At 60.3% G+C, this 24,659-nt stretch carries 19 protein-coding genes; 9 read left to right on the forward strand and 10 right to left on the reverse strand.

The window, feature by feature from the left end; translation table 11 throughout:
• Nucleotides 1-27: 27 nt before the first annotated feature.
• On the reverse strand, nt 28-3,225 hold the full coding sequence (locus AC1DRN_RS10610) for an RHS repeat-associated core domain-containing protein (RefSeq protein WP_457266106.1): 3,198 nt from the start codon (nt 3,223-3,225) through the stop codon (nt 28-30).
• A 415-nt stretch (nt 3,226-3,640) separates the two neighbouring features.
• On the opposite strand from AC1DRN_RS10610, the gene AC1DRN_RS10615 reads away from it, so the two are divergent.
• Nucleotides 3,641-4,336 (forward strand): HAD-IA family hydrolase, encoded by a 696-nt coding sequence (locus AC1DRN_RS10615; protein WP_477786703.1) that lies wholly within the window; start codon nt 3,641-3,643, stop codon nt 4,334-4,336.
• A 58-nt stretch (nt 4,337-4,394) separates the two neighbouring features.
• On the opposite strand, the gene AC1DRN_RS10620 is transcribed toward AC1DRN_RS10615, so the two are convergent.
• Entirely contained in the window at nt 4,395-5,141 is a 747-nt protein-coding gene (locus AC1DRN_RS10620; protein WP_223462950.1) for a 3-oxoacyl-ACP reductase family protein, read from the reverse strand.
• Nucleotides 5,142-5,265: 124 nt separating this feature from the next.
• Between AC1DRN_RS10620 and AC1DRN_RS10625 the strand changes: the two genes are divergently transcribed.
• Nucleotides 5,266-6,189: a LysR family transcriptional regulator gene (locus AC1DRN_RS10625; RefSeq protein ID WP_223462949.1), complete on the forward strand. Its 924-nt coding sequence runs from the start codon at nt 5,266-5,268 to the stop codon at nt 6,187-6,189.
• Between the two features lie 130 nt (nt 6,190-6,319).
• Here AC1DRN_RS10625 and AC1DRN_RS10630 read toward each other — a convergent pair whose 3' ends face one another.
• From AC1DRN_RS10630 to AC1DRN_RS10640, 3 genes are all read right to left on the reverse strand, one after another.
• The gene (locus AC1DRN_RS10630) at nt 6,320-7,048 is read right to left on the reverse strand and encodes an aspartate/glutamate racemase family protein (protein ID WP_223462948.1); all 729 of its coding nucleotides are present in this window, start codon (nt 7,046-7,048) and stop codon (nt 6,320-6,322) included.
• A 56-nt stretch (nt 7,049-7,104) separates the two neighbouring features.
• A complete protein-coding gene (locus AC1DRN_RS10635) occupies nt 7,105-8,211 on the reverse strand; it encodes a cytosine permease (RefSeq protein WP_223462947.1) in 1,107 nt (368 codons plus the stop codon).
• A gap of 485 nt (nt 8,212-8,696) precedes the next feature.
• Nucleotides 8,697-9,437 carry a phosphoadenylyl-sulfate reductase gene (locus AC1DRN_RS10640; protein WP_223462946.1) on the reverse strand — a complete coding sequence of 247 codons (741 nt, stop codon included), beginning with the start codon at nt 9,435-9,437 and terminating at the stop codon, nt 8,697-8,699.
• Nucleotides 9,438-9,610: 173 nt separating this feature from the next.
• Here AC1DRN_RS10640 and thrH point away from each other — a divergent pair, with 173 nt between their 5' ends.
• Nucleotides 9,611-10,228, forward strand: coding sequence for a bifunctional phosphoserine phosphatase/homoserine phosphotransferase ThrH (gene thrH / locus AC1DRN_RS10645; RefSeq protein ID WP_223462945.1), 618 nt, complete (start codon nt 9,611-9,613; stop codon nt 10,226-10,228).
• 26 nt (nt 10,229-10,254) lie between these two features.
• Here thrH and pabB read toward each other — a convergent pair whose 3' ends face one another.
• The 4 genes from pabB to rloA all read right to left on the reverse strand — a co-directional run bounded on the left by pabB (nt 10,255) and on the right by rloA (nt 14,808).
• Nucleotides 10,255-11,598, reverse strand: coding sequence for an aminodeoxychorismate synthase component I (pabB, locus tag AC1DRN_RS10650; RefSeq protein WP_223462944.1), 1,344 nt, complete (start codon nt 11,596-11,598; stop codon nt 10,255-10,257).
• 146 nt (nt 11,599-11,744) lie between these two features.
• Nucleotides 11,745-12,731 carry an alpha-L-glutamate ligase-like protein gene (locus tag AC1DRN_RS10655; RefSeq protein WP_223462943.1) on the reverse strand — a complete coding sequence of 329 codons (987 nt, stop codon included), beginning with the start codon at nt 12,729-12,731 and terminating at the stop codon, nt 11,745-11,747.
• Nucleotides 12,731-14,266, reverse strand: coding sequence for an osmotic stress tolerance membrane protein RloB (gene rloB, locus AC1DRN_RS10660; RefSeq protein WP_223462942.1), 1,536 nt, complete (start codon nt 14,264-14,266; stop codon nt 12,731-12,733). Before rloB ends, AC1DRN_RS10655 begins: the two co-directional genes overlap by 1 nt.
• A 5-nt stretch (nt 14,267-14,271) precedes the next feature.
• The gene (gene rloA, locus AC1DRN_RS10665) at nt 14,272-14,808 is read right to left on the reverse strand and encodes a retropepsin-like aspartic peptidase RloA (RefSeq protein ID WP_223462941.1); all 537 of its coding nucleotides are present in this window, start codon (nt 14,806-14,808) and stop codon (nt 14,272-14,274) included.
• Nucleotides 14,809-15,105: 297 nt separating this feature from the next.
• On the opposite strand from rloA, the gene AC1DRN_RS10670 reads away from it, so the two are divergent.
• From AC1DRN_RS10670 to prpD, 6 genes are all read left to right on the forward strand, one after another.
• Nucleotides 15,106-15,825 (forward strand): GntR family transcriptional regulator, encoded by a 720-nt coding sequence (locus tag AC1DRN_RS10670; RefSeq protein WP_411740714.1) that lies wholly within the window; start codon nt 15,106-15,108, stop codon nt 15,823-15,825.
• Complete coding sequence (prpB, locus tag AC1DRN_RS10675) at nt 15,822-16,712, forward strand: methylisocitrate lyase (protein ID WP_223462940.1); 891 nt, start codon at nt 15,822-15,824, stop codon at nt 16,710-16,712. The genes AC1DRN_RS10670 and prpB overlap by 4 nt, the downstream gene beginning before the upstream one ends.
• Before the next feature lie 149 nt (nt 16,713-16,861).
• Nucleotides 16,862-17,989: a bifunctional 2-methylcitrate synthase/citrate synthase gene (gene prpC / locus AC1DRN_RS10680; protein ID WP_223462939.1), complete on the forward strand. Its 1,128-nt coding sequence runs from the start codon at nt 16,862-16,864 to the stop codon at nt 17,987-17,989.
• 203 nt (nt 17,990-18,192) lie between these two features.
• Nucleotides 18,193-20,787, forward strand: a complete 2,595-nt coding sequence (acnD, locus tag AC1DRN_RS10685; protein ID WP_223462938.1) for a Fe/S-dependent 2-methylisocitrate dehydratase AcnD — start codon at nt 18,193-18,195, stop codon at nt 20,785-20,787.
• A gap of 66 nt (nt 20,788-20,853) precedes the next feature.
• On the forward strand, nt 20,854-22,044 hold the full coding sequence (gene prpF / locus AC1DRN_RS10690; RefSeq protein WP_223462937.1) for a 2-methylaconitate cis-trans isomerase PrpF: 1,191 nt from the start codon (nt 20,854-20,856) through the stop codon (nt 22,042-22,044).
• Between the two features lie 214 nt (nt 22,045-22,258).
• Nucleotides 22,259-23,743: a 2-methylcitrate dehydratase gene (prpD, locus tag AC1DRN_RS10695; protein WP_477786704.1), complete on the forward strand. Its 1,485-nt coding sequence runs from the start codon at nt 22,259-22,261 to the stop codon at nt 23,741-23,743.
• 63 nt (nt 23,744-23,806) lie between these two features.
• Here prpD and ppsR read toward each other — a convergent pair whose 3' ends face one another.
• Nucleotides 23,807-24,625: a posphoenolpyruvate synthetase regulatory kinase/phosphorylase PpsR gene (ppsR, locus tag AC1DRN_RS10700; RefSeq protein ID WP_223462935.1), complete on the reverse strand. Its 819-nt coding sequence runs from the start codon at nt 24,623-24,625 to the stop codon at nt 23,807-23,809.
• Nucleotides 24,626-24,659 lie beyond the last annotated feature (34 nt).

A 24,659-nucleotide genomic window follows, 5' to 3' on the forward strand; every position in this document is an offset into this window, starting at 1 on the left:
AACCATGTTGCCGGATTGACCGGTTGTCTAGCTGATCGAATGCGTCCATCGCCCAGTCCTCGATAAGTCGTGGCCTGAGTCTGCGTGATGCAAGTATCGGTTTTGAGGTATTGGAGAGGGCGCATTGGGTTCACCCTCATCAACCTTTGCCCCGCCCACCCCATCTGTCGCCGAGCCCCCGGCCTTGTTCGCCAGTGGACAGTTCCCCCTCGACCCCAACGGATCAACCCACCCAGTCGGGTTCCGGGTGTACCGATACGGGTTCAACCCTGCGGCCAACTTGACCGGATTCGGCGTCAGATAACGACCGATGTCCGGATGGTAATAGCGATGCCGGTTGTAGTGCAGACCGCTCTCAGCGTCGAAGTATTGCCCCTGAAACCGTAGCGGCTGTTCGAGTCGTTCGCCGTCGCCGTCGCCGTGGCTCAGTTCGCGCAGTTTGCCGTGGGCGGTGTATTTGGCCGACCAGACGATGACGCCGGTGTAGCTGGTCAGTTCCTGCGGGGTGCCGAGGTGGTCGAGTTGGTAGTAGAACGGGCAGGCGTCTTCCCGGCCTTTGCCGTCGAGCAGCGCCAGCGGACGGAAGCTGCCGGGCTCATAGACGTAGCTGCGGTAGTGTCGGGGACCGCTTTCGGCGATGAGTTGGTCGCCTTGCCAGAAGAATTGCGTGGTCTGGCCGTCGACGGTTTTGCCGATGCGCCGGCCGAACGCGTCGTAGCGGTAGCTGACACGTTTACCGTCCGGGGTGCTGACGCCGATCAGGCGGTGCTGGCTGTCGTAGGTGTATTCGGTGACCTGGGTCGGCATACCGCGGCATTCGCGGATCAGGTTGCCGAAGGCGTCGTAGTCGTAGTGGCTGTCGTAACGTCGACGCAAACGGTTGCCCTGGAGCACACACGGGCCGGGGCGGTCGTGGATCAGCAGGTTGCCGGCCGGGTCGTGGGTGAAGTTCTCCGCGAACTGGTCGCGGGCGTGGCGTACGCCGGTCAGGCGGTCGAGCGCATCGTATTGGTAGTGACGTGAACCGTGGCGGCTGTCGGCAATCTGCAGGAGGTTGCCCTTGATGCTGTAGGCATACTTGCGGCGATACAGCGGTCGTTGCTTTTGGCTGACGGCATGGGCCTGCAAACGGCCTTGCTCGTCGTAGGCGTAATCGCTGAGCAGCAGGCCCTGCTGGCGTTGCTGTTCGCGCCCGCCGACAAAACGATGGCTGGTCAGGCGCGTGCCATTGAGGTCGATGTCAGTGAGGGCGCCCCCCTTGGCGTGATGGTAGATGAGGGCACAGGCGTCCGGCAGGCGCAGGCGCTTGAGCCGACCGCAGGCGTCGTAGCCGTAACGCAGGGTGCCCCAGCCCTGATGTTCGGTGATCAGCCGGTCCTGGCGATCGTATTCGAACGCCAGCGGATGGTTCTCGCCGTCATCGACACTGATCAGCCGCCCGAGACTGTCGTAGCGGTACTCGACCTTGACCCCGTCGGGCAAGGTTTTGACCAGTAACCGCCCAGCACTGTCACGTTGATAAGCGGTAACCAGCAGCGAACCGTCGTCGCCAAACTCGGTTTTCTCCAGCAACTGGCCATTGAGGTCGTAGCTGTAGGCGGTACGACGACCATCAAAGCCGGTCTCCTGTCGGATCAATCCGCCTGGGGTGTAATCCATCCGGTAGGTGTCGCCGACCTCGTTTTCGATCTCGGTGAGCAACAATTGCGCATGGTCGTAGCGGTATTTCAGCGCGCTGCCGTCGGGGTTGATTCGACGGCTGACCAAGTGCAAGTCGTCGGCGTATTCGTAACGGGTTACCCGTCCCAGTTCGTCGGTGTCGGCGGTGACCTGGCCGTAGGCGTTGTAGCGACAGGCACGGCGGGCACCGGTGGGCAGTGTGGTCCGGGTCAGTCGGCCCACGGCGTCCCACTCATAACCGGTGACGGCACCGTGTTCGTTCTGCCGGGTAATCCGCCGTCCCAACGCATTGTAGGAAAAAGTGCGCTGGGCACCGTCCGGCAGGGTCTCTTCCAGCAACTGTCCCAAGGCGTTCCAGACAAACCGGTGACTGCTCTGGTCGGGGAAACGGATCGTCAGCAAGCGCCCCTGCGAGTCGTAGAAATAGCGGATGATCTGTCCGTCGGGATCGGTGACGGCAGTGATGTCGCCCTGGGCATTGCGCTGGTAGCTCCATGTCGCCTGACCGCGGGTGCGGGTATGCAGGAAACCGTTGCGATACTCGTAGGACGTGAGCGCCTCATCCGGCGCAAGCAGCGCGATCAGCCGGCCGACCTCGTCATAATGGTATTCGGTGACGGCGCCGAGGGCGTCCTGCTCGACGATCAGGCGGCCCTGATCGTCGTAGGCCTTGTGCTGCTCACCGCCGTCCAGCCCGACCCGGCGCACCAACCGCGCGCGGTCGTCATGAACGTAAACCTCTTCGCTACCGTCTGCGTTGCTCACCGTCACGCAGCCTTGATCGTCCCAGGCGTAACGCACCTCCATCTGCGCAAACGAGGCCCAGTGATGGATGCAGCGGGCTGCCTTGCCGGAGCGTTCCCACGCCCAGAAGAAACTCGCGCCGCCGGCCAGTTGCCGTTGCAGGATGACGTGCTGCTCGTCGTAGTCATAGCGCTCGCTTTCACCCGCGGCATTGGTCGCCTCGATCAGACGCTGGCGGGCGTCGTAGCGGTAGCTGACCAGTGTCTGTTCGGTGCGCCAGGTGTGCGCCTCGAGGCCGCTGCGCTGAAACACCTGATAATCGACGGCCATCAGGTGCTTGAGGTCGTAACGCAGCAGCAAGGCGCGGTCGGCGCCGTTGTCCAGGCGTTGGATTCGGTCAAAGCGGTCCCGCTGCACCGTCACGCGGTTGCCGTAGGCGTCGCTGATCGCGCTGAGCCGGCCGTCATGAAAGTGGTAGAACCGCGCTCGGTCGCCGGCCAGGGCGAGGATCAGTTCGTCCGGCTCCTCGCCGAGATAAAGCGCCGCCCGCGACAGGCTGTTGTGGATCACCGGGCGCGTCGCCGTCGGCCGTGGAAATGGCGTGCGGTGGTTTTCGGGGTCGATCCACAGCACCTGCTCGTCGTGGAGTTCCAGGTGCTGGGACAGCGAATGGCTCCAGCCAAAACCGAGGCCGGTGTCGAGCTCGACGGCACTGGTGCGATAGATGCGGGTGAAGTCGAACGGCAAGATCCCGTCGAGGGTGCTGTCCGTGAGGGTCAGCAATACCTCGCCAGTGACCATCGACACCGGGCAGTTGTGGGTGGCGGTGTGCTCGACGGTGTCAGCACAGTCGCCGTTGGGGTTTTTTGCCTGTCTGGAGGCGTCGTCGTGGTGTTCATGCTTGCCGGAGCGAAGTGTCAGAGGGCCGCTCGCGGGGCATGCCAATACCTTTTGGGGATCGAACATCTGCGGACTTTCGCTTGGCGGAATGTAGGACATCAGACTCTGCGGAGGATCTTCAAGGAAAGAAGTCGGGAAAGTTGGTGTTTGCTGTAGGGCGATTCGCTAAATCACGCAGAGCCATTCGGCGTGGATCGGGATTTCATCGTTGCTCTAAGCCAGCGGCGCTCGCTATGCTGCTGAATCCTTTAATCCATTCGGGCATCAGGCCGTACCTGAGCTGCCCGGGATGCCTTAGAAAAACGGATCAGATGCGATGAATGCACCACTGAAAGCATTCGKCCCGATCAAGGCCGTGATTTTCGATATGGACGGCTTGTTGCTGGACACAGAGGGCATCTACACCGAAGTCACGTCCATCATCGCCGCGCGTTACGGCCGAACCTTCGACTGGAGCATCAAACAGAACATCATTGGCCGGGGCGCGGGCGATCTGGCGCGCTATGTGGTTCAAGCGCTGGACTTGCCGATTACGGCGCAAGAGTTTCTGGTGATCCGTGAGCCGTTGATGCGCGAGCGCTTTCCTGCAGCGCAAGCGATGCCTGGCGCACAGGAGCTGGTACGGCATCTGAAGGCCAACAACATTCCCATTGCCGTCGGCACCAGTTCTTCGAGCCAGTCGTTCGGCCAGAAAACCACCTTGCACCGCGACTGGTTCGCCTTGTTCGACTTCATCGTCACCGCCGATGACCCCGAGGTGGGTGCGGCCAAACCGGCACCGGATATTTTCCTGACGGCGGCGCGGCGCCTGGGCGTTGCACCCGAAGACTGCCTGGTATTCGAGGATTCGCCTTTCGGTGTCACTGCGGCGAAAGCGGCGGGGATGACGGCGATTGCGATTCCGGATGCGGCAATGGCCGACGCCAGGTACGCACATGCCGATGGCATTCTTCGTACGTTGAAGGCGTTTGTGCCGAGTGCTTTTGGTTTGCCGGCGCTGGAATGGATCTGACGACTGAAAATGTGGGAGCGAGCCTGCTCCCACAGTTATTGCAGTTGGCAGATTCGAATCAGGCGCCGAAACCACCGTCGATGGTCAGGCTGGCCCCCGTGATGTAGCCGGCTTCAGGGCTGGCGAGGTAGGCGACGAAGCTGGCGATTTCTTCGGCCTTGCCGTAGCGGCCCACGGCCATCAGCGGAATCAGGCTTTCTGCAAATTCGCCGTGGGCCGGGTTCATGTCGGTGTCGACCGGACCCGGTTGTACGTTATTGATGGTGATGCCCTGCGGGCCGAGATCACGGGCCAGGCCTTTGGTCAGGCCGACCAGTGCCGACTTGCTCATTGCGTATGGGCCGCCACCGGCGAAGGGCATGCGGTCGGCGTTGGTGCTACCGATGTTGATGATGCGTCCGCCTTCGGTCATGTATTTGGCGGCGGCCTGGGTGGCGATGAATACGCTGCGCACATTGATGGCCAGGGTCTGGTCGAAGTCTTCGAGTTTGAACTCGGCCAGCGGTGCGACGGCCAGCACGCCGGCATTGTTGACCAGGATATCCAGGCGACCAAAGGTCTCTACCGTGGCGGACACGGCGCTGCGAATGGCCTCGGCGTCGGCGCTGTCGGCCTTGATGGCCAGAGCCTTGCCGCCGTTGGCGGTGATGCTGTCTTGCAGTTCTTCGGCCTTGGCCGTGGAACTGACATAAGTGAAGGCAACGGTCGCGCCTTCAGCGGCCAGGCGCTTGACGATGGCAGCGCCGATACCGCGGGAACCACCTTGAATCAATGCCACTTTGCCGCTGAGGTTCTGAGTAGTCATGTCGATCTCCAAGTCCCGAGGCGAGATGTCCCGGTTGATGGAGCCTAGTATCGATTCAGGATTCCATGCTGTGTAGACCATAATTGCGATAGTCTGTGTAAACCAAAAGTTTATAGTGGCGACTATGGAAACCTTCAGCAGTATCGAATGCTTTGTGCGCAGCGCTGAGGTCGGCAGCTTCGCCGAGGCCGCGCGGCGTCTGAGCCTGACACCGGCGGCGGTAGGCAAGAGCGTCGCCAAGCTTGAAGCGCGCCTGGGCGTCAGATTGTTTCAGCGCAGCACTCGCAGCCTGACGCTGACGGAGGCCGGCCAGTTGTTTCTCGGCGAAGTCAGCGGCAGCCTGCACACCATCCAGAATGCCGTGGCCAATCTCGCCAGCGCCGGAGGGCGTCCTGCCGGAACATTAAAGGTCAGCATGGGCACGGTGTTCGGGCGCTTGTACATCGTGCCGTTGCTGGGGGAATTTCTGCGGCGCTTTCCGGCAATCAACCCGGACTGGCATTTCGACAACCGACAGGTCGACCTGATTGCCCAGGGCTTCGACGCCGCGATTGGCGGCGGATTCGAACTGCCTCAGGGCGTGGTGGCGCGCAAGCTGACACCGGCCCATCGCGTGTTGGTGGCTTCCACCGAGTATCTGGCGGCGCAGGAGGCAATCGTCGAGCCGGACGATCTCAAGTATCACGATGGCATCCTCATTCGCTCGCCGCAGACCGGTCGCGTGCGTTCCTGGCAGTTGACCAGTCGTAGTCAGCAACACAGTCCATTGACCCTCAAGGCGCGGATGACCATGAGCGATTCGGAAGCCGCCTGCGCCACGGCGACCCAGGGTTTGGGCATTGCCTTGGTGAGCATGCCGTTTGCCGTGGGTTATCTGGAGGCGGGGACGTTGCAGCGGGTGTTGCCGGACTGGTATGTCGACGACGGCAACATTTCTGTCTACTACGCTGAACATAAACTGCTGCCCGGCAAAACCCGGGCGTTTGTCGATTTCATCATTGAGCAGTTTGCCGAGCGGGGGTTGGGGCAGAGGTTCAGTGCGGTTTGAGTTTGGCTCCAGACCGAGGTGCGGCCATCGCGGGCAAGCCACGCTCCCACAGGTTTTGCGTCGTACACATCACTGAGGCGCGACGCAAAACCTGTGGGAGCGAGCTTGCTCGCGATCGGGGCGCCGCGGTCTACCGGGCAAACCGCCCCGGCCAGCCAATGATGTTCTTCGGCCGCGGCGTTGCGTAAGTCCGCACTTTCGACGTCGACAACCCCAACCGCACCAACGATTCGGCAATAGTCACCGCCGCCGTCACCCCATCCACCACCGGTACCCCGGTACGCCGGCGAATCTGCTCGTCCAGCCCGGCCATGCCACCGCAGCCCAGGCAAATCACTTCGGCCTTGTCCTGGGTCACCGCCAGTTCGGCCTGATGCACGATGGCCTCCAGTGCGCGCTGCGGTTCGTGCTCCAGTTCCAGCACCGCCAAACCACTGGCCCGTACCGAGGCGCAACGGTCCCATAGGCCGGAGAGCTTGAGGCGATCTTCGACCAGCGGCACGGTGCGATCGAGGGTGGTGACCACGGAGTAGGCGTGACCGAGGAACATCGCCGTGCTGGCGGCGGCATCGGTGATGTCCACCACTGGCACATTGAGCAGCTCCTGCAAGCCTTCACGGCCATGCTCGCCATAGCCGGCCTGGATCACAGCGTCGAAAGGCTGATCGTAGGACATCACCCGGTCCATGACCGCGATGGCTGCCAGGTAACTTTCGAAGTTGCCCTCGATGGAGTCGGCGCCGAAGTGCGGGGTGAGGCCGACGATTTCCGTGCCGGGCGACGCGACGGCCTGCGCCGAGCGGGCAATGGCCTGGGTAATGGATTCGGTGGTGTTGACGTTGACCACGAGAATGCGCATGGGGAGTCCTTATTGCAGTTGGTTCTGCGGCCCGACAACACCGGGCCGCAACAGGATCAGTGGCTGACGTTATCGACGGCGATGGCTTCACCGCTGACATCGGCGTAGTGCGGTTGGCGCTTGGCGATGATCAGGTAGAGCATCCCGGCGATGCCGGCACCAATCAGCCAGGAGAACGGCGAAACGCTGTGGAACCCCGGCACCAGGGCCAGGACGATGGCGATCAGGGCGGCGGGAATGAACGCCGCCACCGCGCGTAAATTGACCCCGCGGCTGTAGTAATAAGCGCCATTCGGGTCTTCGCTGTACAACTGCGGTACGTTGACCTGGCCTTTTCGCACCAGCCAGTAGTCGACCATGATCACGCCGTACAACAGGCCGAGCAGGGCACCGAGGCCGGACAGGAAGTACACGATCACCAGCGGACTGTTGTAGAGGTTCCACGGCAGGATCAGCACGGCGATGGTCGCATCGGCCTGGGTGTACATCCAAGTGGCGAGGGCGGCGACGGTCAGCAGAATCACCGGGCCGGCAAATGCCTCGTAGCGCCGCACCATCTCCATGCCATAGGCGAGGATCGCCAGTTGCACGAACCAGATCGCGACGAAACACACCCAGCCCAGAGTCGACAGGCCGAGGATCGAGTTGTGGTCGTAGTCAGCGAACCCGGGATGGACCGCCGTCAACAACACGCGGAAGACCACGGACGCAAGGTACGTCTGAATACCGAACCAGGCGATGGCGATAACGGCGCGGATCAATGCAGGAATCTGCGCACCGTGAATGCCGAAACTGATCCGGCTGATGACCGGAAACGGCACCCCGGTTTTCTGGCCCATGTAGCCAGACAGGTTCATGAAGAAGTAAACCAGCGCCGCGCCGATCCCCAGGGACAGGAGAATCTGCCAGCCACCCAGACCCAAAGCGTACAGACCGATGGCAAACGAGTAGTTGGCAATGTTGTGCACGTCGTTGGTCCACAGGGCAAAGATGCTGTAGCGCCCCCAGCGTCTCCCTTCGGCTTTGGTCGGCGCCAGGTCCTTGTTATGCAGTCGGGGACTGAGCACCACAGGGGTGTGATGCGCCTGATTGTCGGCGGTGTGGGTGGAATGGGAGGAGGGTAGATCCAGCGCGATGTTGTTATTGGAGAGACTGGTACGCATTCCGGCAGGCTCCTGATGCTCGACGCCGCGATGACTGTGCATGAGCGTTGGCTCGACAAATCTTCGTCGCGGGTGGCGAATATCATTGGTTACTGGGCATCTGCAGCCTGTACGGGATAGGGCGCTTCAGGCTTGCGGATCTAAAGTGTGTGTATGTTTTGGATTTGTTGTATACAAAATATGTATGCACTTAAGCCAGATCCATGCCTGTCGCGATTCTATAAAAATCAGTGCTCATTTCGTTTTGTTATCGAAAACGAATAACTCACTGAAAAACACAACATTTAAATTGACCGATTGAACAGGTATTTATTTTTGGAGAGGGGGATGCAGGCGAGGTGGTGGGAAAGGAGATGTAACTTTTTGGGGCGCTGAAACTAAAAGTGCACACACAAATGGCACCGATGGTGACATTCGTGTGTACACATTTTTTGTGAGCAGACACATAACCAATGTGGGAGGGGGGGATTTCACAAGGCTTGGGATCAGGCTTTCGACTTGCTGATGATATTCCCCACATGCAGCCCGCATTCCTTCTGCGTCGCTTCTTCCCACCACCAACGGCCTTCGCGCTCATGCTGGTTCGGCAGTACCGGGCGGGTGCAGGGTTCGCAGCCGATACTGATGAAGCCGCGCTCGTGCAGACTGTTGTACGGCAGCTCCAGCATGCGGATGTAACCCCAGATCTCTTCGCTGGTCATTTGCGCCAGCGGGTTGAACTTGTACAGGGTGCGTTCCGGGGTGGAGAACGCGGTGTCGATTTCCATCACCGCGACGGCGCTGCGGGTCCCCGGGCTCTGGTCGCGGCGCTGGCCGGTGGCCCAGGCTTTCACGCCGGACAGCTTGCGGCGCAGGGGTTCGATCTTGCGGATGCCGCAGCATTCGCCATGGCCGTCCTTGTAGAAGCTGAACAGGCCCTTTTCCTTCACGAAGGGTTCGAGTTTCGTGTAGTCCGGCGACACCAGTTCGATGTCGATCTTGTAGTGCTCGCGTACCTGATCGATGAAACGGTAGGTCTCCGGGTGCAGGCGGCCGGTGTCGAGACTGAACACCTTGACGTTCTTGTTCAGCTTCCAGGCCATGTCCACCAGCACCACGTCCTCGGCGCCGCTGAAAGATATCCACAAGTCATCACCGAACTCGGCAAACGCGAGTTTCAGGATGTCCTGGGCGGATTTGTTGGCATAGGTCGTGGCGAGTTCCACGACGTCGAACGTTGGGCTCATCAGGGCGGCTTCCTACAGGTCGGTGGCGCTGGGCGCTCTATATAAGGCCGATGGTAACAAAAAGCTGCGCCGATCGGGGCATCCTCTGCGTTGCGCAGGCAGGCCCGAGTCGCTAGAGTTCGGCAATCTTTTTGCTCGCCCGACTCAATAATCAATACAAATGGGAGTGTCTTGTGGAAATTGCCTGTCTGGATCTAGAAGGTGTGCTGGTCCCGGAAATCTGGATCGCCTTCGCCGAAAAAACCGGGATCGAATCCCTCAGGGCCACCACCCGGGACATTCCCGACTACGACGTGCTGATGAAGCAGCGCCTGCGGATTCTCGACGAGCACGGCCTGAAACTTTCCGACATTCAGGAAGTGATCGCCACGCTCAAGCCGCTGGATGGCGCCATCGAGTTCGTCGACTGGTTGCGCGAGCGCTTCCAGGTGGTGATCCTGTCGGACACCTTCTATGAGTTCTCCCAGCCGCTGATGCGCCAGCTGGGCTTCCCGACCTTGCTCTGCCATCGCCTGATTACTGACGACAGCGGGCGAGTCACTGATTATCAACTGCGTCAGAAAGATCCCAAGCGTCAGTCGGTCCTGGCCTTCAAGAGCCTCTACTACCGGGTGATCGCGGCGGGGGATTCCTACAACGACACCACGATGCTGGGCGAGGCCGATGCCGGGATTCTGTTCCATGCGCCGGAAAACGTGATTGCGCAGTTCCCGCAGTTCCCGGCGGTGCATACGTTTGAAGCGTTGAAGCAGGAGTTCATCAAGGCTTCGAACCGGACCTTGAGTTTGTAAACACATTGCCTGTAGGAGCAGGGGTGTCAGAGGTTTTGCAGGGTATCGAGCAACACCTTCACCTTGGTGATTGATTCCTGATACTCAGCCTGCCACTCCGAGTCCGCGACAATCCCGCCGCCGCCCCAGCAACACACCTGCCCGTCCTTGACCAGCAAGCTACGGATGGCGATGGAACTGTCCATTTCGCCACGCACGTCCAGGTAGACCAATGAACCGCAATACAGTCCGCGTCGGGTCGGTTCCAGTTCATCGATGATCTGCATGGCGCGAATCTTTGGCGCGCCGGTAATCGAGCCGCCGGGGAAGCTGCCGGCGATCAGGTCCAGGGCATCGCGCCCATCCGCCAGTTCACCGGTGACGCTGCTCACCAGGTGATGTACGTTTGGATAGCTTTCCAGGCTGAACAACTCCGGCACTCGTACTGAACCGGTGCGGCAGGTCCGGCCGAGGTCATTGCGCAGCAGGTCGACGATCATCAGGTTTTCCGCGCGATCCTTGGGGCTGGCCAGCAATTCGGCGGCGTTCGCGGCGTCTTGCTCAGGCGTCAGGCCCCGCGGGCGAGTGCCCTTGATCGGACGGGTTTCCACATGACCCTGGCTGACTTTGACGAAGCGTTCCGGCGACAGGCTGAGTACGGCATCGCCGTCAGGCAGGCTCTGAAAACCGGAAAAAGGCGTCGGGCACGCTGCGCGCAGCGCACAGTAAGCGATCCACGGATCACCCTGGCAGGGCGCTCGAAAACGCTGGGCGAAGTTGACCTGATAACAGTCGCCGGCCTGAATGTATTGCTGGATGCGCCCGATTGCCTGTTGATACTGGTCAGCGCTCAACTCGGCAGTCATCGGGGTGAGCAGTTTGAAGGGCGCGACCGCTTCAGGTGCCGGTTGGTTGAACAGATCGATCAGGCGCTGACGCTCGCTCTCTGGCAGTGTCGGGTGGAACACCAATTGACTGGTCAGTGAACGGTGATCGCTGACCAATGCCCAGCCGTACAGGCCGAAACGCGCGTCAGGCAGTTGCAGGTCGTCCTGTGCCTGGCTCGGCAGGCGCTCCAGATGTCGGCCGAAATCGTAACTCAGGTAGCCGATCAATCCACCGGCAAACGGCAACTCATAGGGTGTTGGCAGAGCGGCTTCGCCCAGGCGTGTCAGGTTATCGCGCAGGCGTTGCAGGAAAGCTTCGCCACTTTCGTCGGGCGATACCGTCAATTGTTCCAGCGGCCAGGCGCTGAGCAGGTCATAGCGACCCCGGTCAGCACTGGGGCGACCGCTGTCGAGCAGCACGGCGCCGGGGGCATGACGTATCGCCGTGAAATACTCGGCGGGGTTGGCACGATAGGGCAGCGGGTGTACGGAACAGGTCAGCATGGGCGGGGGAGATCAGCCATTGAGGCGGGGTGGCGATTGTAGACCTCTGCAGGATTTGGTCCTAGAGGGATGTTGGAAAGAGGCATATTGATAACGGCCGAAACAAAACTCTGTGGCGAGGGAGCAAGCTCCCTCGCCACAAAAGATCAGCCTTCGACCGCAGGAATATGCCCAAACATCTCCTGCACAAACGCCACGCGCTCTTTGACCGATTCGGTCACGCCACGAGCCTTCAGGTCTTCCAATCGTGCTTCCACCGCATGAGTACGCAACGTCAGCCCGCAGTCATTGGCAATCTGGATATTCAACCCCGGCCGGGCGTTGAGCTCCAGAATCAGCGGGCCTTTGTCCTGGTCCAGGACCATGTCGACACCGATGTAGCCCAAGCCGCACAACTCATAACAGCCGGCGGCGAGTTTCATGAAACCGTCCCAGTAGGGCAGTTGCACGCCATCCACTGCGTTGGTGGTGTCCGGGTGTTTGTTGATGATGTTGTTCAGCCAGGTGCCGCGCAGGGTCAGGCCGGTGGCCAGGTCCACACCGACGCCGATGGCGCCCTGGTGCAGGTTGGCCTTGCCGTTGGACTGGCGCGTCGGCAGGCGCAGCATGGCCATCACCGGGTAGCCCATCAAAACAATGATGCGAATGTCCGGCACGCCTTCGTAACTGATGCTCTTGAAGATCTGGTCCGGAATCACACGGTACTCGATCAGCGCCCGGTCGCGGTGACCGCCCAGGGAGTACAGGCCGGTCAGGATGCTGGAAATCTGATGCTCGATTTCTTCATGGCTGATGATCCGGCCGGACACCGAGCGATATCGGCCTTCAAAACGGTCGGCGATGACCAGGATGCCATCGCCGCCAGCGCCCTGGGCCGGTTTGATCACGAAGTCGCTGCGTGCGCCGATGATCTCTTCGAGATTGTCGATTTCCTTCTCGGTGGAGATCACGCCATACAGCTCGGGCACATGGATGCCGGCGGCGATGGCGCGCTCCTTGGTGATGATCTTGTCATCGACGATCGGGTACAGGCTGCGCTTGTTGTACTTGAGCACATAGTCTGCGTTACGCCGATTGATCCCCATGATGCCTCGGGCTTCCAGGGCCTTCCAGGTCTTCCAGAAGCCGAACATCAGGCGTCAGCCTTTTTCAGGAAAGCCTTGAAACGCACGAGTTCAGTCAGGCGATAACCGCGATAACGACCCATGGCCAGCATGAAACCCACCAGGATCAGCAGGATCGCCGGGAAAGTGAACACGAAGTACACCAGTTCCGGCACGGTCATGATCAGGTGCGCCAGGGACGCGGCGAACAGTGTGCCAATGGCCACTTTCATCGCATGGCCGCCGCCACGTTCTTCCCAGGTGATCGACAGGCGTTCGATGGTCATGGTCAGGATCACCATCGGGAACAGCGCCACCGACAAGCCGCGCTCCAGGCCGAGTTTATGGCTGAACAGGCTGATGGCTGCGATCAACACCACCACAAAGGTCAGCACCACCGACAGCCTCGGCAACATTTGCAGCTTCAGGTGTTCAAGGTAGGAGCGCAGCGACAGGCCCAGTGCCGTGATGATGGTAAACAGCATGATGCCGAAGCCGAGCTGGGTTTCGCGGAAGGCCAGGGCGATCAGTACCGGGGTGAAGGTGCCGAGGGTCTGGATGCCGATCAGGTTGCGCAGGATCAGGATCACCAGCACGCCGATCGGGATCATCACCATGATCATGAAGGTCTGCTGGGTTTGCAGCGGCAGGCCGTACAGCGAGTACTCGAGGAAGTTGGCGTCGGTGTTTTCGTCGGTCAGCTTGGCCAGGCGAATGGCGTTCATTTCGCTGTTGTTCAGGCTGAAGGTTACGTTGGCTTTCTTGCCGCCGTCGACGGTGATCAGGTTTTCGTCGCCGGTCCACCACAGCAGGCGGTCGGTCGGCAGGCCCTGTTCACCGGTTTCCGGGTTGAAGTACAGCCAGTTGGTGCCATTGAAACTGCGCAGCCACAGTTCCGGTATTTGCGGCTGGTCGGCCACCAGGCGGATGGTGTGGACCTTCTCGACCGGCACGTGGGCGATGGACAGTAGCAACTCGACGATTTTTGCCTTGTGTGCGGTGGACGGATCACCGGCCAGCAACAGCTTCACGTTGTCGTCGTTGAGGTTGTTGACTCGCTTGATGGATTCGCCGACGAAGGTTTCGACGTCGGCCGAGTGCTGGCGAATCGGTGCGAGCAGAGCTTCGGCGGCGATTTTTTCCGGACCTTCGATGGCCATGCTGTCGCGAAAGGTCGGGCCTTTGATCTTGGCTTTCTCACCGGAATAACGCTTGGTCAGCACCAGGCGGTAATACAGCGTCTGATTGCCTTTGGCCCGGCGCGCCGACCAGGTGACCTTGCGGTTGCCGTCGACCCGGTTCACGGCCACGCCGTAGTTATTGGAGATGAAACTCTCGTTGAGGCTGACGAAGTCGCGGCTCAGCGGCGGCACGAACATCTGGATCTTGACCGGGTCCTTGGCACTGGCGACGAACTCGACCTTGGCGTCGATGTTCCACAGGTCGTCAGTGGCGTCTTCGGTCACCGGGATGCCCAGTACGAAGATCTGATAGGCCGTAACTGAAATGCCCAGCGCCACCAGGATGGCGATCAGCAGTTTCAGATGAAGGGTAAGAGAGCGCATTTGAATTACTCGGCGGTATAAGCGTCGGTGGTGCAGGCGGGTTTGCCGGCAGCATATTTAAGGCTGGGGTCGACCAGTGCATCGAAGCGTTTGAGGGCTTCGGAGCCAATCAGTAGCGGGTATTGGAAAGCGCTGCGGTCGGTCAGGTTCACTTCGATGCTGCGCAGGGCCGAGCCCATGCAGATGTCCAGTTCGATCACCGGGCGGGCAGTGTACTTCTTGCCTTCCTCCGGGTCGTAGTCGCCGGCCCGGCGCTTGATCTTGCTGACACGGGCCAGCGGGCGTTCGATCGGGTGCGAATGGGCGGTGTCGATGGCCAGATAAAAGCGCACCCACGACTCGCCGTTGCGTTTGAAGCGTTTGATATCCCGTGCACTCAGGGACGCGGTTTTTGCCCCGGTGTCGAGTTTGGCCGCCACTTCCAGATCGATGCCATTGAGCGATGCGTACTCATTGAGGCCATACACGGTCTTTTCCCCGGCGATTGCGAAGCCGGGCATGCAAAGGAAATAAAGGAAGGCAGGGAAGGGCTTGAGTCTCATAAATCCTGGTGCGCAGCGGTCCGACTTGATTCAAGGCCCTGGCATCGCTGCGCAAGCTCCCTCGTATGCCTGTCAGGTTTTTATGACAGGCAGTGCAGATGTGACAAACAAATGCGGGCGGCATTCTAGCACGGTAGTTTGATGGCGCCAGCGCTGGCCGGTGGCTATAAACAGAGGGGTTGCTTCGTTATGGTGCAGCCGGTTATCAGAAGATTGTCGACAATATCGATTTAACCTTTGACTGTGTCGCCTGTATTCGTTAGTTTTTGCGGCACTGGCTCACAAGGTGTCGACAATATGCTGGATCAACTCGATCCCCCCGTTTCAGCGCAAGACGATACGGAGACCCTGTCCGAGAACGTCTTCCGACGCATTCAGGCGGCTATCGTCAAAGGCGAGATTGCGCCGGGCAGCAAAATCTCCGAACCGGAGCTGGCACGCACCTACGGCATCAGCCGTGGCCCGTTGCGCGAGGCCATCCACCGTCTGGAAGGCCAGCGCCTGCTGGTTCGCGTGCCGCATGTCGGCGCGCGGGTGGTGTCGCTCAATCACGCTGAGCTGCTGGAACTCTACGAAATCCGCGAATCCCTGGAAGGCATGGCCTGTCGCCTCGCCGCCGAGCGCATGAGCGTCGAAGAAATCGACGAGCTGCGTCGGGTCCTGGAAACCCACGAGCGCGATGAGGCGTTTCAGGCCGGGAGAGGCTACTACCAGCAGGAAGGCGATTTCGACTTCCATTACCGAATCATCCAGGGCAGCGGCAACCGCACGCTGACCCAAATGCTCTGCGGCGAGCTCTATCAACTGGTGCGCATGTACCGCATCCAGTTTTCCACCACGCCCAATCGCCCGCACCAGGCGTTCGCCGAGCACCACCGCATTCTCGATGCCATCGCCGACCGTGACGGTGAGCTGGCCGAGTTGTTGATGCGCCGTCACATCGGCGCCTCCAAACGCAATATCGCCCGTCATTACCAGGACGGCGTCAACCCGACAGCCAAACGAGGTGAGTCATGAGTTTGAACAAGAGCACACCAGGCCAGCGTTTCCGCGATGCGGTCGCCAGCGAACACCCACTGCAAGTGGTCGGCGCGATCAATGCCAACCACGCGCTGCTGGCCAAGCGCGCCGGTTTCAAGGCGATCTACCTGTCGGGTGGCGGGGTGGCTGCCGGCTCCCTCGGCGTGCCTGACCTGGGCATCACCGGCCTGGATGACGTGCTGACCGACGTGCGCCGTATCACCGATGTTTGCGACCTGCCGTTGCTGGTGGACGTGGATACCGGTTTCGGTTCCTCGGCGTTCAACGTCGCTCGCACCGTCAAGTCGATGATCAAATTCGGCGCCGCGGCGATTCACATCGAAGACCAGGTTGGCGCCAAGCGCTGCGGTCACCGTCCTAACAAGGAAATCGTGACCCAGCAGGAAATGGTCGACCGCATCAAGGCCGCCGTCGATGCGCGTACCGATGACAGCTTCGTGATCATGGCCCGTACCGACGCCCTGGCGGTGGAAGGCCTGGAGTCTGCCCTGGATCGCGCCGCCGCGTGCATCGAGGCCGGTGCGGACATGGTGTTCCCGGAAGCTATCACCGAGCTGGACATGTACAAGCTGTTCGCCAGCCGTGTGAAAGCGCCGATCCTGGCCAACATCACCGAATTCGGCGCGACGCCGCTGTACACCACCGAACAGCTGGCCGCTGCCGACGTATCGCTGGTGCTGTACCCGCTGTCGGCGTTCCGTGCCATGAACAAGGCCGCAGAAAACGTCTACACCGCGATCCGTCGCGATGGCACGCAACAAAACGTCATCGACACMATGCAGACGCGCATGGAGCTTTACGATCGCATCGACTACCACACCTTCGAGCAGAAGCTCGATGCGTTGTTCGCCGCTAAGAAGTAATCGAACCTTTTATATGTAGGAGCGAGCCTGCTCGCGATGGACGTCAACGATTACGTGGTGTCCATGATGCACCGAGGTGTTACATCCACCTTCGCGAGCAGGCTCGCTCCTACAGGTTTCTCTGACAAAAAGAATATTGGAGACAAAAAATGGCCGAAGCAAAAGTACTCAGTGGCGCCGGGCTCCGTGGCCAGGTAGCCGGGCAAACCGCACTGTCCACCGTGGGGCAGTCGGGCGCCGGTCTGACCTATCGTGGTTATGACGTACGTGAACTGGCGGCTGACGCACAGTTCGAAGAAGTCGCCTACCTGCTGCTGTACGGCGAGCTGCCGAACAAAGCGCAACTGAACGCCTACATCGACAAACTGAGCAAGCTGCGTGACCTGCCGCAAGCACTGAAAGAAGTGCTGGAACGCATCCCCGCCGACGCCCACCCGATGGACGTGATGCGCAGCGGTTGCTCGTTCCTCGGCAACCTGGAACCGGAGAACGATTTCTCCGAGCAACACGACAAGACCGACCGCCTGCTGGCCGCGTTCCCGGCGATCATGACTTACTGGTACCACTTCAGCCACGAAGGCAAGCGCATCGATTGCGTGAGTGACGAGCCGTCCATCGGCGGCCACTTCCTGCACCTGCTGCACGGCAAGAAACCGAGCGAGCTGCACGTCAAGGTGATGAACGTTTCGCTGATCCTCTACGCAGAGCACGAGTTCAACGCGTCGACCTTCACCGCACGTGTTTGCGCGTCGACCCTGTCCGACCTGTATTCGTGCATCACGGCGGCCATCGGCTCGCTGCGCGGCCCGCTGCACGGTGGTGCCAACGAAGCGGCGATGGAAATGATCGAGCGTTTCTCGACGCCGGAAGACGCGATCAAGGGCACCCTCGGCATGCTCGAGCGCAAGGACAAGATCATGGGCTTCGGCCACGCGATCTATAAGGACAACGATCCGCGTAACGAGGTGATCAAGGGCTGGTCGAAAAAACTCGCTGACGAAGTGGGTGACAAGGTGTTGTTCCCTGTGTCCGAAGCCATCGACAAGACCATGTGGGAGCAGAAGAAACTGTTCCCGAACGCCGATTTCTACCATGCCTCGGCGTACCACTTCATGGGCATTCCGACCAAGTTGTTCACACCGATTTTCGTCTGCTCGCGCCTGACCGGCTGGGCCGCCCACGTGTACGAACAACGTGCCAACAACCGCATCATCCGTCCAAGCGCCGAGTACGTAGGCGTTGAACAGCGCAAGTTCGTACCAATCGAACAACGCTGAATGGTGGAGGTCGGCACCGGGATCTGAATGCAACGCAGATCCCTGTGGGAGCGAGCTTGCTCGCGATGACGGGCTGACATTCAACATCAATGTCGCCAGTTCCATCGCTATCGCGAGCAAGCTCGCTCCCACAGTGGATGGTGTGAACTTCAAGTCTGGTGCCAGGCCCCACCTTTTGTAACTACCGTGACCGAGTCCTGACGATGAACACTGAATTCCGTAAACCGCTGCCTGGCAGCCACCTGGATTACTTCGATGTCCGCGCAGCGGTCGAGGCGATCCAGCCTGGCGCCTACGACACCCTGCCGTACACTTCCCGCGTGCTGGCGGAAAACCTTGTGCGTCGCTGCGACCCGGCCACGCTCACCGAATCCCTGAAACAATTTATCGAGCGCAAGCGCGACCTCGACTTCCCGTGGTTCCCGGCCCGGGTGGTGTGCCACGACATTCTCGGCCAGACCGCGCTGGTCGACCTCGCCGGCCTGCGTGACGCCATCGCCCTGCAAGGCGGTGACCCTGCGCAAGTCAACCCGGTAGTGCCGACGCAACTGATCGTCGACCACTCCCTGGCCGTCGAGCGCGGTGGTTTCGATCCGCAGGCGTTCGAGAAGAACCGCGCCATCGAAGACCGTCGCAACGAAGACCGTTTCCACTTCATCAACTGGACCAAGAAGGCCTTCAAGAACGTCGACGTGATCCCGCCGGGCAACGGCATCATGCACCAGATCAACCTGGAGAAAATGTCTCCGGTGATCCAGGTACGTGACGGCGTGGCCTTCCCTGATACCTGCGTCGGCACCGACAGCCACACCCCGCACGTCGATGCGTTGGGCGTGATCGCCATTGGTGTCGGTGGTCTTGAAGCCGAAAGCGTGATGCTCGGCCGCGCATCGTGGATGCGTCTGCCGGAAAGCGTTGGCGTCGAACTGACTGGCAAGCTGCAACCGGGCATTACCGCCACCGACATGGTGCTGGCGCTGACCGAGTTCCTGCGCAAGCAAAAAGTCGTTGGCGCGTGGCTGGAGTTCTTCGGCGAAGGCGCATCAAAGCTGACCCTTGGCGACCGCGCAACCATCTCCAACATGGCCCCGGAATACGGCGCCACCGCAGCGATGTTCTACATCGACCAGCAGACCATCGACTACCTCAAGCTCACCGGGCGTGAAGACGAACAGGTGCAACTGGTCGAGAACTATGCCAAGACAACCGGTCTGTGGGCAGACAGCCTCAAAGGTGCGCAATACGAGCGCGGCCTGACCTTCGACCTGTCTTCGGTGGTGCGCAACATGGCCGGCCCGAGTAACCCGCACGCCCGTGTCGCGGTTTCGGATCTGGCAGCCAAAGGCATCTCCGGCCAATGGGACGATGTGCCGGGTCAAATGCCGGACGGCGCGGTGATCATTGCCGCCATCACCAGCTGCACCAACACCAGCAACCCGCGCAACGTGATTGCCGCCGGCCTGCTGGCGCGCAACGCCAACAAGCTTGGCCTGACCCGCAAGCCGTGGGTCAAGTCGTCCCTGGCGCCGGGCTCGAAAACCGTGGCGCTGTACCTCGATGAAGCCGGTTTGACCGATGAGCTGGAGCAACTCGGTTTCGGCGTCGTGGCCTTCGCCTGCACCACCTGCAACGGCATGTCCGGCGCACTGGACCCGGTGATCCAGCAAGAGATCATCGACCGTGACCTGTATGCCACTGCGGTGTTGTCCGGCAACCGTAACTTCGACGGGCGGATTCACCCGTACGCCAAGCAAGCGTTCCTCGCGTCGCCGCCATTGGTGGTTGCGTATGCGATTGCCGGTACCATCCGTTTCGACATCGAAAAAGATGTGCTGGGCGTGGTGGATGGCAAGGAAATCCGCCTGAAAGACATCTGGCCGAGCGATGAAGAAATCGACGCCGTGGTCAAGACGTCGGTGAAGCCGGAGCAGTTCCGCCAGGTCTACATTCCGATGTTCGCCATCCACGAAGACACCGGCCCGAAAGTCGCGCCGCTGTACGACTGGCGTGAAATGAGCACCTACATCCGCCGTCCGCCGTACTGGGAAGGTGCGTTGGCCGGTGCACGTCCGCTCAAGGGCATGCGCCCGCTGGCGGTGCTACCGGACAACATCACCACCGATCACCTGTCGCCGTCCAACGCGATCATGATGGACAGCGCCGCCGGCGAATACCTGGCGAAAATGGGCCTGCCGGAAGAGGACTTCAACTCTTACGCGACTCATAGGGGCGACCATTTGACCGCGCAACGCGCGACGTTTGCCAACCCGAAACTGTTCAACGAAATGGTTCAGGAAAACGGCGAGGTCAAGCAGGGTTCGCTGGCCCGTGTCGAGCCGGAAGGCAAAGTGATGCGCATGTGGGAAGCCATCGAGACCTACATGGATCGCAAGCAGCCGCTGATCATTATCGCAGGTGCCGACTACGGCCAGGGTTCGTCCCGTGACTGGGCGGCCAAGGGTGTACGGCTGGCGGGTGTCGAGGCGATTGCCGCTGAAGGTTTCGAACGCATTCACCGCACCAACCTGGTGGGCATGGGCGTGTTGCCGCTGGAGTTCAAACCCGGCACCAACCGCCATACCCTGGCCATCGACGGCAGCGAAACCTACGACGTGATCGGTGAACGCACCCCGCGTGCCGAGTTGACACTGGTGATCCATCGCAAGAATGGCGAGCGAGTCGATGTGCCCGTGACCTGCCGCCTCGACACCGCTGAAGAAGTGTCGATCTACGAGGCCGGCGGCGTGTTGCAACGCTTCGCCCAGGACTTCCTCGAAGAGTCGGCGGTCGCCGTTTAATACACGCAGTACAGACACGGGACTTTGAGTCCCGTGTCTGCTTTCAGATCAGGAGTAACGAGCACCATGGCTCACGCAGCTCAGATTAAAATTCCAGCCACCTACATGCGCGGCGGCACCAGCAAAGGCGTGTTCTTCAGCCTGAAAGACTTGCCCGAGGCTGCACAGGTTCCAGGCCAGGCCCGCGATGCGCTGTTATTGCGCGTGATCGGCAGCCCCGACCCGTACGACAAACAAATCGACGGCATGGGCGGCGCGACCTCCAGCACCAGCAAAACCGTGATTCTGTCGAAAAGCATCAAGGCCGATCACGATGTCGATTATCTGTTCGGACAGGTGTCGATCGACAAGCCGTTCGTGGACTGGAGCGGCAACTGCGGCAACCTGTCGGCGGCGGTCGGTTCGTTCGCCGTCAGCAATGGTCTGGTGGACGCCAGCCGCATCCCGCACAACGGCGTGGCGGTGGTTCGCGTGTGGCAGGCCAACATCGGCAAGACCATCATCGCCCACGTGCCGATCACCAACGGTGAAGTGCAGGAAACCGGCGATTTCGAACTCGACGGCGTGACCTTCCCGGCGGCCGAAGTGCAGATCGAGTTTCTCGATCCGGCGGCGGATGAAGAGGGCGGCGGCGGTTCGATGTTCCCTACCGGCAACCTCGTGGATGACCTGGAAGTGCCCGGCGTCGGTACCTTCAAGGCGACTATGATCAACGCCGGCATCCCGACGATTTTCGTCAATGCCGAAGACATCGGCTACAAGGGCACCGAGTTGCAGGGCGCGATCAATGGCGACCCGAAAGCCTTGCTGATGTTCGAAACCATCCGTGCCTACGGCGCATTGCGCATGGGTCTGATTTCGAGCATCGACGAAGCGGCCAAGCGGCAGCACACGCCGAAGGTGGCCTTCGTGGCCAAGCCTGCGGACTACGTGGCCTCAAGCGGCAAGGCGATAGCAGCGGGGGATGTCGACCTGCTGGTGCGCGCACTGTCCATGGGTAAATTGCACCACGCGATGATGGGCACGGCGGCGGTGGCGATCGGCACGGCAGCAGCGATTTCCGGCACTTTGGTCAACCTCGCGGCGGGCGGTATCGAACGCAATGCGGTGCGCTTCGGCCATCCGTCCGGCACCTTGCGCGTTGGCGCCGAAGCCAGTCTGGTCAACGGAGAGTGGACCGTGAACAAGGCGATCATGAGCCGCAGTGCGCGGGTGTTGATGGAAGGTTATGTGCGGGTGCCGGGTGACTCGTTCTAATCCGATTTTGAGCTGAACACAAAACCCTGTGGGAGCGAGCTTGCTCGCGATAGCGGAGTGTCAGGCAACATCAATGCTGGATGTGCCGACGTCATCGCGAGCAAGCTCGCTCCCACAGGGAACTGTATTTCGATAATAAGAAACTGGTCACCGACTGAGATTGGTCCCTGAACCGAGGTCCCATCAACGACCCGCTTCATAGAGTGAATCGAACATGAGTGCCAACGTCGACCTGAACAACCGTCCCGACTACGACAAGGTCCTGCAGGACATTGCCGATTATGTGTTGAACTACAAAGTCGAGTCCAAAGAAGCGCTGGACACCGCGCGCAACTGCCTGATCGATACCTTGGGTTGCGGCCTGCTGGCCCTGCGTTTTCCCGAATGCACCAAACACCTGGGACCTGTGGTCGAAGGCACCGTCGTACCGTTTGGCGCCCGTGTGCCGGGCACCAGTTACCGGCTCGATCCGGTGAAGGCGGCCTGGGACATCGGCTGCATCGTGCGCTGGCTCGACTACAACGACACCTGGCTCGCCGCCGAGTGGGGGCATCCGTCGGATAACCTCGGCGGCATTCTCGCGGTGGCTGACCATTTTTCACAAAAACGCCTGGCCAATGGCGAGGTGCCGCTGACCGTTCGCACGGTGCTTGAATCGATGATCATGGCCCACGAGATTCAAGGCGTGATCGCCCTTGAGAATTCGTTCAACCGCGTCGGCCTCGATCACGTGATTCTGGTGAAAGTCGCCTCGACCGCGGTCACCGCCAAACTCATGGGCGCCAATCGCGAGCAGTTGTTGTCGGCGTTGTCCCACGCCTTTGCTGACGGCCAGGCCTTGCGCACGTACCGGCATGCGCCGAATGCCGGCTCGCGCAAGTCCTGGGCGGCGGGCGATGCGTCCAGTCGTGGCGTGCGCCTGGCGGATATTGCGATGCGTGGCGAGATGGGTATTCCCGGCGTGTTGAGTGCCAAACAGTGGGGCTTTTACGACGTACTGTTCAGCCACACCAACAATGACCTGGCGCTCAAGCCTGAAGACAAACGTGCATTCGGTTTTTCGCGACCGTACGGCAGTTATGTGATGGAAAACGTGCTGTTCAAGATCAGTTTTCCGGCCGAGTTCCATGCGCAAACGGCCTGCGAAGCGGCGGTGACCTTGCATCCGCAAGTACGTAATCGCCTGCACGAAATCGACAGGATTGTCATCACCACCCATGAATCGGCGATTCGCATCATTTCCAAAGTCGGTCCATTGGCAAACGCCGCTGACCGCGATCACTGCATCCAGTACATGACCGCCGTGCCGCTGGCCTTCGGCAATCTGGTGGCGGAGCACTACGAGGACGATTTCCACAGGGCGCATCCAATCATCGATGTGCTGYGCGACAAGATGGTTATCGTCGAGGAACCACGATACACCCGTGAATATCTGGAGGCCGACAAGCGCTCCATTGCCAATGCGGTGCAGGTGTTTTTCAAGGATGGGTCCAGCACTGATAACGTCGTGGTGGAGTACCCGATCGGGCATCGGCGGCGCCGGGCTGAAGGTATCCCGTTGCTGGAGGACAAGTTCAAGGCGAATTTACTGACACGATTCACCGGTCAGCGTAGCGAGGAGATTTTTGCGTTGTGCAATGATCAGGAGAAGCTTGAGGCGACAGCGGTGAACCGGTTTGTGGATTTGTTTGTCATTTAGTTAAACCGCGTCATCGTTCATCGCGGGCAAGCCCGCGATGGCAATAGATCAGGCGCTACAGAGTTATTTGAACCGCCGCTCCACACCTTTCTCCACAAGAATCTTCGCCGAGATTTCTTCTACAGAGAAATGCGTGGAGTTGATGTGCGGGATGTTTGCGCGGCGGAACAGGTTCTCGACCTCGCGCACTTCGAACTCGCACTGGGCGTAGCTCGAATAGCGGCTGTTGGGCTTGCGCTCGTTGCGGATCGCGGTGAGGCGGTCCGGGTCGATGGTCAGGCCGAACAGCTTGTGCTGGTGGGCGCGCAGGGCGTTTGGCAGTTGCAGGCGTTCCATGTCGTCTTCGGTCAGCGGGTAGTTGGCTGCGCGGATACCGAATTGCATCGCCATGTACAGGCACGTCGGCGTCTTACCACATCGCGACACGCCCACTAGTATCAGGTCGGCCTTGTCGTAATAGTGCGTGCGGGCGCCATCGTCGTTGTCGAGGGCGAAGTTCACCGCTTCGATACGCTCCATGTAATTGGTATTGGAGCCGATGGAGTGGGATTTGCCCACGGTGTAGGAAGAATGCTCGGTCAGTTCCTGTTCAAGCGGTGCCAGGAACGTCGAGAATATGTCGATCATGAAACCATTCGAGGTTGCGAGAATCTCACGAATGTCCTGATTGACGATGGTGTCGAAGATAATCGGCCGGAAACCGTCGGTTTCAGCGGCTTTGTTGATTTGTTGTACCATGGCCCGCGCTTTGTCCACGTTGTCGATATACGGCCGCGTGACTTTGCTGAAGGTAATGTTTTCGAACTGCGCCAGAAGGCTTTGACCCAGGGTTTCGGCGGTAATGCCGGTACCATCGGAGATAAAGAAAGCAGATCGTTTCATTTGCACCTTGGGCCTTAAGCTAGTGACGAATCTT

It is taken from the genome of Pseudomonas sp. P5_B3 (assembly GCF_056400405.1).